Origin of the sequence: Mesorhizobium sp. ES1-3, assembly GCF_020164795.1 — a bacterium.
Taxonomy (GTDB): domain Bacteria; phylum Pseudomonadota; class Alphaproteobacteria; order Rhizobiales; family Rhizobiaceae; genus Mesorhizobium.
In genome coordinates this window covers 1-11,138 of record NZ_JAIUGW010000002.1, presented here as the reverse complement: position 1 = coordinate 11,138, position 11,138 = coordinate 1, and the positions used below count along the sequence as shown (strand labels likewise).

The following is an 11,138-nucleotide window of genomic DNA, read 5'->3' as shown; positions in this document are numbered from 1 at the left end:
TGTAAATCGGAAGGTCTTGGCCAAGTCAACCGCGAGGGCCGCCTGGGCCTTTACAAGCAGATAGGCGCGGCCTTGGTCATTTCAACGAAAGGCGCGCGGCGACCGCATCTTGAGCCCGAGGCATCGCTGCGAACCGAGCCCTGGGGTTCCCGCACGTTCATTGTCAGCGACCCCGACGGCAATTTGATCGCCTTCGCCAGTTCGGCGACCAGCGGCTGACCTCGCCACGACGAGAAACGCCGCCTCGACGGCGGCGTTTCTTCGGGAATGCAGGCCTGGACGCTATTGCGCCCCGCGTGCCACGCGCTCGATCTCTTCGCGCACCAGTCTTTCGACCAGCGTCGGCAGATTGTTGTCCAGCCAGTCCTGCAGCATCGGCCGCAGCATTTCTTCGGCCATCTCGTCGAATGTCTTCTTGCTGCGGCTTGCAAAGGCGTCGGACAGTTCGCCGAAGGCGGCCGCAACCTGCCGGCCGGCATGTTCGGAAAGAATCGCGGGACGCACCGCATGCGCTTCGTTTGCCGCCGCGCGCGCCTGAGCCGTGCCCGTTGGAGCATCGATCGACGAAGACTGCTCTGTCGCAGATTCCGCCGCCGTTTCGCTCGCCGACACCTCCGGCTGTGCCGCTGGCTTGCGGATGCTCCGGTCCGGCATCGCCTTGGCTTGCTCGCCAACCGCCGCGATCTCGCGACGCCAATCGGCGACGATAGCCTCACTTGTCGCAACCTCCGCGGGAGCCGCCGGCGCGTCGCGGCTGGGCATCGGCTCGGCGGCAATCCGGGCGCTGACCTCGGCCAGTGTCGTCGGCGTCCTGTCCGCGGCCGGGTCGGCACGCGGCGGCGCTTCCGTGCGTGCGATCACCGGCTGTGCGGCTGGCGTCCGGACTTCCGCCGTCGCGGCCGGTTTCCTGACCTCGGGGACAGCATGCAGTTCGGCGCGGAACGCGTCGATGTCCGCAGCCGCAACAGCACTCGGCGCGGGCTCCAGGTCCTGCTGCAACTCGTCGGTCTCGCCGGGCTGCTTGCGGCCGTTGTCGCTGTCTTCGATGATCCTCCTGATGGAAGCCAGTATCTCTTCCATGGAGGGTTCGCGCTGTGCGCTGCTTGCCGTTGCCATCGTCACATCCGCCGCCCTTGTGACCCGTTGCAGGTTTCCGCTCCGGCAAAAGCCGGATTCGAATCATGGTGACAGCGTAACCGACGGATCGCCGCACGAGAATCCCCAATCTGGGGACATGTGGGATTTCAACAGATTAGAGCGATTCCGCCAAAGCCGTATGACGGCTCCCCGTCAGCAATCAACCGAGGGACAACGACAGTCCCGCGTTTCCGGTCGAATCGCCCAGCCCGGAAACGCCGTTCGAACGAAGGACCTAGCGGCCATCCGGCGTGCGCAGGCCGATCCACTTGTCCTTGACGGCGTTGTAGTGCTCTTCAGGCCTGTACTTCGTCACCTGCAGCGCAAGCCGGTCGACCGACAGACGGCCGACCGCCGAGAGGATGGCATAGCTCGCCACGACCACGTCGTGTTCGGAATTGGCTTGGTTGATCTTGGCGGTGATGAGGGTAGCCTGCGCATTGAGCACGTCGAGCGTCGTGCGCTGGCCGACATTGCGTTCCTCGATGACGCCGTTCAGCGCCAGCTGTGCGGCTTCGATCACTTGCCTGTTGGCGGATACGCTTTGCTGCGCGGCGGTGTATTGCGACCATGCCGTGGCGACGGCCTGGCGCACCTGGTCGCGGCTGACGTCGACCTGGATGCGCGCTTGCCCGAGCGACTCCTTGTCCTGCCGGACGACCGCCGAGGTCCGTCCGCCGGAATAGATCGGGATGGTCAGCGTCGCGCCGATATTGGCCGAGGTCGAATTGCCGTTGGAACCCGTCACGTCGGGGATGGCTTTGCGGTAGTTTTCCGAAATACCGGCCGACGCCGACAACTGCGGCAACAGCGCGCCCTCGGCCGATTTCACCGAGAACGCCGCGGCGTCGACCAGATGCTGGGTGGCAAGGATGGCCGGATGTTCGGCCGAGCCGATGGCGATCGCGGCGTCGAGGCTCGACGGCAGCAACCGTCCCAACGGCGCGGCTGGCTTGAGCTTGCCCGGCTCGTCGCCGACAACCTGGTGATAGGTCGCGGCACTGGCCAATGCCTGCGCACGGGCAGCACTGAGCGAGGCCACAGCCGAGGCGCGCTGGGCATCGGCCTGCGCGACATCGGTGCGCGTACCTTCGCCGACGTCGAAGCGCGACCGCGCGGCGCGCGCCTGTTCTGTCAGGAACTGCAGGTTCTGCTGGGTCAGCACCGCGATCTGCCGGTCGCGAATCACGTCCATATAGGCGGTGGCCGCGCTGAACAGCGTGTTCTCTTCGGTGTTGCGCAGGCTTTCGACCGACGCCTTGACCTGGGATTCGGCCGCCGCGACATTGTTCCTCGTCTGGAAACCGTCGAACAGCAACTGGTTGATCTGGATGCCGTAGCTGCCGCTTGTCAGCTTCGAATTGCCGCCGCCATTTGCCTGGCGCGTGTTCGTATAGTCAATGTTGGCCGACCCGGTAACCGTCGGGCGCCAGCCCGACTTGGCGATGGCCACGCTCTCGTCGGTGACGCGCACACCGGCACGCGATGCATTCAGTGTGGAATTGTACTGGTAGGCTTTTGCAAGGGCACCGGTGATGGTTTCAGCCGATGCAGCCAGTGGGGATAGCGCGGTCGCCGACACGAGGACGGCGGTGAAAAGTGATTTGCGTACTGACGGCACGTTATATCCCTCATTCGTTTTCCATGGGAACCGCGCCGCGCCGACTTCTCCTTCTGGAGCAGCCGGCGTGGCGTGTTTCATGTTCCCTGTCGCTCGGCCCAAAGTGCCCCCAGTCTGGGATCAGCAACGATCGTTCAAATGCAAGCGAACATGACAAAGCCTTTGCTGCAAGGCCAAATCATTCAGAATTCGAAAGCATGCTCACGTTCGAACCCGGGTAGTGGCTTAATTGCCGCATTAAATGCCCTTCTACCGGTTACAACCCCCCCAGCCTTGAAAAAAAGCCGCGCCACGCCCGCATTGCCCTGGCCCTCGACCGCAACCAGGCGGCCGCCTTCGGCGAGCTGGTCGAGCAGCGACGCCGGCACTTTGCCGACACTGCCGCCGATGAAGATGACATCGTAAGGGGCTTTTGCCGCATGGCCTTGCGCCAGTGCGCCCTGAGCCACGGTCACATTGCCGCAGCCCAGGCTGGACAGGGTCGACTCGGCGGTTTGCGCCAATGCCGAATCGCTTTCGAGCGCCACGACGGATCTCGCCAGGCGCGACAGGATCGCCGAGGCGTAGCCGGCGCCGCAGCCGACATCGAGCGCCGAATCGGCCACGCTGATCTCGGCCAATTGCATCAGCTTGGCCAGCGGCGAAGCTTCCATCAGGTATCGCGGGCCATCGGCACCGTCGGCGATGCGGATGTCCCCGTCGATATAGGCGAGATCGCGCTGGCGATCGCCGACGAAAACCTCGCGCGGCACGGAAAGCATCGCGTCGAGCAGCGGCGCGCTGGTCACGTCGGTGGTGCGGACCTGACCATCGACCATCTTGACGCGAAGTTCGGAAAAATCAGCGCTCATGTTCCAACCAATCTGCTTGCCGCGTCAGAATCGCGGTTCATGTCGACCGGAACTTCAGGCTCCGGCGCTGACGCGCGGGAGCCCGGGCATTGGAGGCCTCGCCCGGAATCGAACCGGGGTGCAAGGATTTGCAGTCCTCTGCGTAACCACTCCGCCACGAGGCCTCATTGCTCCCGGCGTTCCACCCGGTTCCAATAGGTTGCGGCGAAAATGCCGTCAAGCGGCCACGACGCATTCCGAACGGTTTCCTCGGCGCCGGCTCCGCCCCTGTCAGATCGCCGTCACAGTCGCTCACTCACATTAGCAATCCGTTAAGCATGGCGGATGATCGAGCGAAACGCCGCGCACCGGCTTGCGTTGAAAAACAGGGAGGACCGCGCCATGGCCCTGGCAAAACCAAAGGACGAAACGCAAGAAACCGAAAGCGTGCCGCTGCTCGGGTGTGAGGAATTGGTGCGTTACGCCATCGACTGCCTGAGAATCGAAGGCACCGGCAGGCTTTCACCGCGTGACCGCGCGCGTCTGGCATCGGCTTCCGCGGTCCTGAAGGAGATCAGCGAGGATTTGAAGGCATGCGCGCAACCGGATTCGGAGGAATCCGGCACTGGCACGGAGAGACAGCGCCAGGATTGATTCTCTTCGAAGCACAGCAATGCGAGACGGATCGGCCGACGGCTGCTCAATCCGGCCGGCGCCGCCGCTCCCACCAGACGACCAGGCGGCGCCGGTGGCGGCGCACCATGGCGAATTCATAGGAGAGCACCAGCAGCCCGAGCGGCACCATCCAGAAGCCAAGGATCGGCAAGAACCCGAGGATGCCGCCAATCGTCAAAAGCGCGCCGATCGTGATTCTGAGACCGCGCGACTGCGGCATGGTGAATTCGCGCCCGAAAACCAAGATCTTTCGTACGGGTATCCGGTTTTGGTCCGCAGCCGTCATCGCGAAGAACTGCCTGTCTGAGGGGTCGATAATGTCATTTTACGGAAGCCGCGACCGCCCTTTCGGTTCCACACCTGTCGCCAAGACGGCTAATATGAGGGTGGGCAAGGCCGATTGCGAGAAACCGCCGCGCGAAAAAGTCTCGGAAAAATGCGAAATGCTGCTTTGCAAAGCCGAAACGGGTTTGCTATAGGCTGCGCCACTTGCTCAAAGAGCCTCCGTTCCCCGGTAGCTCAGTGGTAGAGCAACCGGCTGTTAACCGGTTGGTCGCTGGTTCGAATCCGGCCCGGGGAGCCAACATTTCCAAGGCATACAGAGTTTTCAGGAACAGCCGAAAATTGGCTGATCTACAGCATATCTACACATCTCGACTTCGCTAGGTGTCGATCTACAAGCGGAATCGCCAGAAGGAGAGGGTGTCCTGTGAACCAAACTTTTGATGGGCTGATTGCTTGCCGGAGATCTCAGCCGAGATCGATCTGGCGCGCCTTTGGCGGCGATGTAACGTTTCGCCGGGAACCTAGCGACCGCGTTACGATCGGCGTAGCAATCGCCTTTGGCTGGGGCTTCGCGGGTTGATCCCCCCGTTGATTTTCACTGCATTCCACGCGACATGGTTGCGACAAAGCACATCGCACAATTTCACCAGAATGCAGATTGGAGATAGATCGGATGATCGAATACGCGCTTAAATCACATCCATATCGCGTCCGATTCAGCGTCCACATGGATGACCCGAAGATCCTAGACCATCTCCAGTTCACGCATCTCATCAACATGAAGTTTGGTGGGGACGTGGACCAGGATTCGTGGGGTCGCTTGGGCAACGATGTATGGTGGGACGTCAGGTTTCGCGACGATGATTACAGCGCGGCCACCGACGCTATCGATTGGTGCAAATTAAACATTGTCGAAGGGCAGATTAAGAAGTCGTACCATGGCGCTTTGGGGAGAGCTGACCCACACGCCTTTATTGCTAAGAGCCTGCTGGGCAAGCTTTCGGCTTTGACGGAATAGCACGACACCCTCGAGGAGTAGGGCCGGTGCCAATCGCGGTGCCAATTTTTTCTGTGGCAATTGATTGCAGCGAGTGAACAGGGATAGCGGGGCAAAATGCAGGATGACGTCGACTATCTTTATTTTTACAGCGACGAAGGAATGGCCGTAGCACGAGCCACTTTGCTTTCGCGTGGAGGATGGTTTCGGCACCAGGCTCCGCTGGCGGCCTTCGCCCTCTTCAAGCCTACTGAGGGGCAACCCGCTAGGGCACACCGCGCCGCAACAAATCGGAGAACGGGCCGGGGCCCAAATACTCTGCCTTTGGCCAGTTGGAGCCACACAGAGGATCGATCGGGGTGACGTTCAAAAATTTGAGCTGGCTGTCGCGACAGCAGATCTACCATCAAGACTGAGCATCGACTGGTCGTTTGGGCATGCACTGCACGAGGCGACCCGGCTTCTTAGCGAAGGAAAGAGACCTTCTGATTTTTCTATGAGATTTTTATGGAAACTGGATCAGTTGGATGCTTTGAGGATTCCTGCAGCCTCGCTTCGAGTGCGTCTTAAAGACTCAACAGCTCTTCCCTCGGAAGACTGGGTTCCGATCGCACACGTGGATATGACCGAGATTTGGATATCCGATCCGCCCTTCGACGCGGAAGCTGAATATGAAAAAATGCAAAAAAGTTTGGGAATTTAGAAGTGGGCTCGGCCGGCAGCCGGCCAAAGACACCGCCGGTCAGAGAAGCTAGTCGCATGAACGCATACCCGATAGCATCCGATGGCAACCAGGAGACGCATATTGGCTGGTGACCCAGTTGCGCCGCTCGACACCCTAAAGGCGGTCATAGGCCTGCTGCTTCCCGCTCGGCTTCGCAATCCGGTGCGTCGCAGGATCATGGTCATCCACGAACGTGAACTGCGCGAAGCGGACTTGGAGACGGCGGTTGCTGCCCTCTCTGACCCCCGCGCAGATCGATTGGTCGACTGCGAGGTCGTCGTCGCTCTGCTGGGCGCCATCGATCGTCTTAATCGTGGCGACGCCCACGTTGACACATTATTGGCAAGAGTGGTCGTTCACGTCGAACGCCGCTGGGACGATCTAGCAGGCTGTTGAAGAAGTATCTCGTTTGGCTTTGAGGATCGCCTCGTCGCCATTGTGATAGGCGAATGTGATCTCGATCGAGCCGTCGTCAAGCAATTCAGCAGAGCCATCGCCAGTGACCTCGTCCATCTCGTCGAAGCCGGCCCATGTGAAGAATACCATATTGGGGCCATAACTGAGATCGAGGCCAGCTTGCAGGGCGCCAAAGGCGATCTCACCGTGGTTGTCCGCTTCGATGGTGATAGTGGCGGAATCGACAAGGTCGAGATGATCGCGATCCCAAAGATCGGCCTCGACGATCCGCCAGCGGCCGATCAATTTACAACCCGCCGGGGCGGTCATGTCGACACCGCCAACAGCTTGGGCAGCCGCACCAGATTGTAGGCGGCGGCGCTGAAGGTGAAGGCCCATCCGACGCGGTCGCGGCCACGCAACTTTGTCTTTGCCTGCCCGCCGACCATCTTGATCCATCCGAACGCCTCCTCAATGCGTTTGCGGATGCGCTGGCTGACGGCATAGCCGCCGTGCCGCGTCGTGCGCCCGTCGATCGCCGAACGACGGCCGTTGGTGTTCTGCGCCACGTGTGGCGTCACCCTCATCGCGCGCAACTCGTTGATGAAGTCCTCAGTGTCATAGGCCTTGTCGGCGCCGAGCGTGATTGCCTGCGGCCTGTCGGCATAGGGTTCGATCATATGCAGCGCCGCCACCCGTTCGGCATGCCCGTCGGCTTGCGTCAGGCAAGCATCGACCAGCAGGCCGTGGCGGTTCTCCATCAGCCCATGCCCCATGAAGCAGAGCTTCGCCTCCTTGCCCCGCCCTTTGCGATAGAGCCTTGCATCCGGATCGGTGGTCGATGCATGCGTCTGGTTAGATCGCTTCTGGCCGTGGAAGTCTGCCTCGGCATTGCGCCCGCCGCCCTCTGACGGCGGCTCGCCAGAACCATCCTTCGGGTCTTCGCCCGACCCGTCCTTCTGCTTCATGCTCTTCATCGATGCCCACGCCTCGATCAGCGTGCCGTCGACCGAGAAGTGATCCGTGGACAGAAGCTTCTTCACCTTGGGTTGGGCCAGCACGGCGCTCAGGAACTTCGCCGCGATGTCGCCCTCAAGCAGCCGGTCGCGGTTCTTCGAGAACACCGAATGGTTCCAGGCTGCATCATCGACGCCGATGCCCACGAACCAGCGGAACAGGAGGTCGTATTCCAGCCGTTCCATGAGCAGTCGCTCAGAACGGATTGAATAGAACGCCTGCAACAGCATCGCTCTGAGTAGCTTCTCCGGCGGGATCGATGGTCGCCCGATCGGCGAATACAGCGCGGCAAAATCCCGCTGCAGCGCCACCAACGCCTCGTTCACGATCCCCCGAACATGGCGTAATGGGTGATCCCGCCGCACCCGCGCCTCCAGGTCCACATAGCTGAACAGTTCGCCCGTCTGTCCGTCCCCGCCCCGCACGATTCACCCCCACTCTTCGTGGTCAGAGTGAATCACGAACCTGGGGCCGTCGCGAGCCCTTTTTCAACAACCTGCTAGTCCTCTCGCTCGCCAACGAGGCAGTTAACTCGTATGACCGCGCGCGCATCTTCGCTGCTTTCCCGCAACTGCGAAATGAGCCTGTCCTTGTATCGCAGACGATCGCAGCGCTCTCCGATCCTCACAACTACTCTCTGTCCGATGAGTTGCTGGCTTACCTTGCACCAGCCACCATTGGTGAGGCACGCCTCTTGGTCCAAGCCTGGAATGAGCGACGTCGCAGCAACGACCGAAGTGCAGACGCGTTAGCTACGCCGCTGTTAGCGGCGATCGGTCGTGGCCTGAGTTGGGCTCCTTGGGTTGCCTTGCAGACCCTGCTTCGAGCACGGCCCGACTATGCAGATCCGCGGGCTACATTCGAGCGATCCGGCGACCGATCTAAAGAGTCTGAAACGGCAATTGGTGCACGACTCGAGGTGGCGCGCGCTATAGAACCGCTGACCAAGGTTCGCGAAGTTGCGGCGATCCTCCTTGAACTACTCGGCACATCGGGTAGCTGGGGAGACAACCTTGTGTCACGTCCCGCCGAGGTTCGCGCCGCTTATGTGGACACGCTGCGCATCGCGATCGCTGGTGATTTTGCGCTTCGTCGAGCCGTGATCGAAGCCTTGCTATGGTTCGCCGACAGCAGAACGGCTGATCTCGCCCAGTTCGCTGCCGTCGCGGTTGCGGAGGCCGACGATCGCCTTTGGCTAATCGAGCTCGAGACGCACCCCATTCGGATGGTCCGCTATGCAGCGCGCGCCGTCCGGGCGGCCAAATTTGCTGCGCCCTTGACCGTTCCGGCACTCACGACCGGCGGCGGCCTCATCCAGAGCCTTGCCGTAATTGAGGGCAGCGGCACAACAACTGAGGAGCCCGCTCGCACGTGGCTCGGCGACCGCGCGGTCGAGCAACTAATCGAGCGAACAATAACATCGGTCGAGATGCAATTCGCTCGGGACTATGAAGCCCATGGCGACGAGGGCGAGGATCGCATACTATCCTCTCTATTCACGACGCTGGCGATGCGCTTCAGCTTTCTGGATAATGCCCTGGAGGCACTTGCGCGTGCGGCCTCCGCGCCCAGGCGTGCTGCTGTCAGCATGCGCTATCGCAACGTTGATCGCTCGGAGGAGGGCAAGGCCGGCATCAAGGGCGCCAAAAGCTTTTCCGCCGATCTTTGCCTGATCGTTGATCCTATCCTTGACGGAATTTCTTTGGGTCGACGTGTTACGCTCGTGCAGGCGAAACGGCTCTATCGCGATCATGCGGCCGCCATCCAACCCGCCTGGGACAGCTCTTTCGCGATAAAACTAAATCAACGTCGTGCGCTACAGAAGCAGACAGCTTCGAGTGTATACTTCTTCCATGGTCCCCCGCTTGGCGGGCGCGGCGTGCCAGTTATTCCAACCCAACTCGTGGCGGACTTGTCCGAGCATCAAGGTTCTGGAGCACAGTTTGCTCGAGCAGCTGTGGCGCTGGCATCTCGGTCGCTGGCAGACTGGTTGACCTATGACGCGCTCGCGCTTCGCGTTGGCGATCCTTACGCAAAACTCGTAGAGAAGGCCGAGGGCCGACCGGGATCGCTCGCGCGTCACCTGCTAGGCATCCCAACCGTTGAGGTAGACATCGTGATCGCCAAGCGTCGCGAATAGGGCTGAGGCGCCACAGGAACGGGACCGGCCGCTCAAAGTCAGCGACTAGATCTTGATCTTAACGCAACGCTTGTTTCCGGCGGGCCCTATTTGGAGACTTATGGGATTCCGTACTTCATGGGCTGAGCTTCTGACAGCAATTTCTACCGGTGGATATATGGCCTGCTGCCGGTTTCGGACACCGAGACAGGTGTTTAACGGAACTGGAGAGTTGGAATGCAGCGAAGGAAGTTCAGCCGCGAGTTCAAGCTTGAGGCGGTGCGATTGATCAAGGGTCGGGGCGTTGCGGTGGCCCAGGCTGCCCGCGACCTCGATCTTCATGAGAATGTGCCGCGCAAATGGGTGCGAGAGCTGTCGACCGATCCGCATCATGCGTTTCCCGGTCAAGGGCAGATGAACCGGCAAGCTGTTCGTCGGTGATGGCGCGCAGTTCGGCCTTGGTCCCGCTCGGCTTAATGAAGCGCCTGAAGGTGGCAAGCGTGACGCCCTTCATCGTGGCGCCGCCGGGATCGGCCGGATTGTCCGACCATCCGCCTTCGGATTTGAGGACGAGCGAAAGGGCTCGGGCGAAATTGCGGTCCATTGGCGGCGGCCCCGTTTATGATGGAGGCACCGTGCCCGCGATGGCAGCGAAACTCTACGACGCTTGAATTGACAAAAAGCGACTTGGACCAGAAACTAGATGTTTGATTTCTATAGGGGGTGAAAACACAGTTGTGATGTCACTTTTGAGACCCTTCAGCTTCGCGGTTGTCGCTGGCATTTTCTTTGTTGCGGGCAGTGCCAAATCCCAAGATTTTTTTTCGGTGAAATTTCCAAATGACGCGTTTTCCAGTTTGAAGGAAAGAAATCTGCCTTTGGCTGCGGATGAGCTTCAGAAAATCTCGACTGATTGGTCGTTCGTCACTAGCAGCTTCGAGAAAGCAGGCACCCCCTCTCAAGATTTCCAGCTTAGTATGCAGCACAACAAGATGCTGCTAGAGACCGCCGCGAGTAGCCTCAACGAACTGTCCGTACTTCTGGTGGGTGACGTTGCAGATGATCTATCGATCAAGGCCAAACATATCGAGGCGGTAAATCAGACTCTTGTGGGTGTTTCGGCTGCAGCTTATAGCGCTGTCGAGCTATCGGTGACGACGCTTAGAAAAGACAAAGAAATCAATGGGTACTATATAGGTTTCAATCCGCGGCACTTAGCCGGCGATGTGCCAGAAATTCGGTTCAACAATCCTACAAGCCCTAGCAGGCTGTTGAAAAAGGGCTCGCGACAGCTCCTGGTTCGTGATTCACTCTGACCACGAAGATGTGGGAGTGAA

General features: G+C 60.3%; 11 protein-coding genes, 2 tRNA genes and 1 pseudogene. 7 read left to right on the top strand and 7 right to left on the bottom strand.

The features are described from left to right. Positions 1-282 precede the first annotated feature (282 nt). The 4 genes from LB536_RS03115 to LB536_RS03100 form a co-directional block, all read right to left on the bottom strand. A complete protein-coding gene (locus LB536_RS03115) occupies positions 283-1,116 on the bottom strand; it encodes a PopZ family protein (protein ID WP_224590090.1) in 834 nt (277 codons plus the stop codon). Between the two features lie 256 nt (positions 1,117-1,372). Beyond that, positions 1,373-2,758: a TolC family outer membrane protein gene (locus LB536_RS03110; protein ID WP_140761433.1), complete on the bottom strand. Its 1,386-nt coding sequence runs from the start codon at positions 2,756-2,758 to the stop codon at positions 1,373-1,375. Positions 2,759-2,940: 182 nt separating this feature from the next. Then, the gene (locus LB536_RS03105) at positions 2,941-3,609 is read right to left on the bottom strand and encodes a protein-L-isoaspartate O-methyltransferase family protein (protein WP_224590089.1); all 669 of its coding nucleotides are present in this window, start codon (positions 3,607-3,609) and stop codon (positions 2,941-2,943) included. Between the two features lie 90 nt (positions 3,610-3,699). Continuing rightward, positions 3,700-3,773 (bottom strand) — tRNA-Cys (locus LB536_RS03100). Positions 3,774-3,990: 217 nt separating this feature from the next. Between LB536_RS03100 and LB536_RS03095 the strand changes: the two genes are divergently transcribed. Further along, positions 3,991-4,242 (top strand): hypothetical protein, encoded by a 252-nt coding sequence (locus LB536_RS03095; protein WP_140761439.1) that lies wholly within the window; start codon positions 3,991-3,993, stop codon positions 4,240-4,242. A 46-nt stretch (positions 4,243-4,288) separates the two neighbouring features. On the opposite strand, the gene LB536_RS03090 is transcribed toward LB536_RS03095, so the two are convergent. Beyond that, positions 4,289-4,549, bottom strand: coding sequence for a hypothetical protein (locus LB536_RS03090; RefSeq protein ID WP_140808826.1), 261 nt, complete (start codon positions 4,547-4,549; stop codon positions 4,289-4,291). A 222-nt stretch (positions 4,550-4,771) separates the two neighbouring features. Between LB536_RS03090 and LB536_RS03085 the strand changes: the two genes are divergently transcribed. From LB536_RS03085 to LB536_RS03075, 3 genes are all read left to right on the top strand, one after another. After that, positions 4,772-4,846, top strand: a tRNA-Asn gene (locus LB536_RS03085). A gap of 375 nt (positions 4,847-5,221) precedes the next feature. Then, entirely contained in the window at positions 5,222-5,566 is a 345-nt protein-coding gene (locus tag LB536_RS03080) for a hypothetical protein (protein ID WP_224590088.1), read from the top strand. A 784-nt stretch (positions 5,567-6,350) separates the two neighbouring features. Then, complete coding sequence (locus tag LB536_RS03075; RefSeq protein WP_224590087.1) at positions 6,351-6,665, top strand: hypothetical protein; 315 nt, start codon at positions 6,351-6,353, stop codon at positions 6,663-6,665. On the opposite strand, the gene LB536_RS03070 is transcribed toward LB536_RS03075, so the two are convergent. Together LB536_RS03070 and LB536_RS03065 are read right to left on the bottom strand one after the other, a co-directional pair. After that, positions 6,651-6,995, bottom strand: coding sequence for a hypothetical protein (locus LB536_RS03070; protein WP_224590086.1), 345 nt, complete (start codon positions 6,993-6,995; stop codon positions 6,651-6,653). The two genes, LB536_RS03075 and LB536_RS03070, sit on opposite strands and share 15 nt — an antisense overlap. Then, positions 6,992-8,107, bottom strand: coding sequence for an IS5 family transposase (locus LB536_RS03065; protein ID WP_224590085.1), 1,116 nt, complete (start codon positions 8,105-8,107; stop codon positions 6,992-6,994). Before LB536_RS03065 ends, LB536_RS03070 begins: the two co-directional genes overlap by 4 nt. Positions 8,108-8,490: 383 nt before the next feature. Here LB536_RS03065 and LB536_RS03060 point away from each other — a divergent pair, with 383 nt between their 5' ends. The 3 genes and pseudogenes from LB536_RS03060 (at position 8,491) to LB536_RS03045 (ending at position 11,117) form a co-directional block, all read left to right on the top strand. Continuing rightward, on the top strand, positions 8,491-9,822 hold the full coding sequence (locus LB536_RS03060) for a hypothetical protein (protein ID WP_224590084.1): 1,332 nt from the start codon (positions 8,491-8,493) through the stop codon (positions 9,820-9,822). A 216-nt stretch (positions 9,823-10,038) separates the two neighbouring features. Then, a pseudogene (locus LB536_RS03055) lies at positions 10,039-10,218 on the top strand (transposase); the annotation flags it as partial. 323 nt (positions 10,219-10,541) lie between these two features. Further along, positions 10,542-11,117, top strand: a complete 576-nt coding sequence (locus tag LB536_RS03045; protein WP_224590083.1) for a hypothetical protein — start codon at positions 10,542-10,544, stop codon at positions 11,115-11,117. Positions 11,118-11,138: the final 21 nt, after the last annotated feature.

Excerpts from the sequence above, each read along its gene's own strand:
- LB536_RS03070 (WP_224590086.1), bottom strand. The coding sequence starts at position 6,995 with ATGACCGCCCCGGCGGGTTGTAAATTGATCGGCCGCTGGCGGATCGTC.
- LB536_RS03105 (WP_224590089.1), bottom strand. The coding sequence starts at position 3,609 with ATGAGCGCTGATTTTTCCGAACTTCGCGTCAAGATGGTCGATGGTCAG.
- LB536_RS03045 (WP_224590083.1), top strand. The coding sequence starts at position 10,542 with ATGTCACTTTTGAGACCCTTCAGCTTCGCGGTTGTCGCTGGCATTTTC.
- LB536_RS03095 (WP_140761439.1), top strand. The coding sequence starts at position 3,991 with ATGGCCCTGGCAAAACCAAAGGACGAAACGCAAGAAACCGAAAGCGTG.
- LB536_RS03090 (WP_140808826.1), bottom strand. The coding sequence starts at position 4,549 with ATGACGGCTGCGGACCAAAACCGGATACCCGTACGAAAGATCTTGGTT.
- LB536_RS03080 (WP_224590088.1), top strand. The coding sequence starts at position 5,222 with ATGATCGAATACGCGCTTAAATCACATCCATATCGCGTCCGATTCAGC.
- LB536_RS03115 (WP_224590090.1), bottom strand. The coding sequence starts at position 1,116 with ATGGCAACGGCAAGCAGCGCACAGCGCGAACCCTCCATGGAAGAGATA.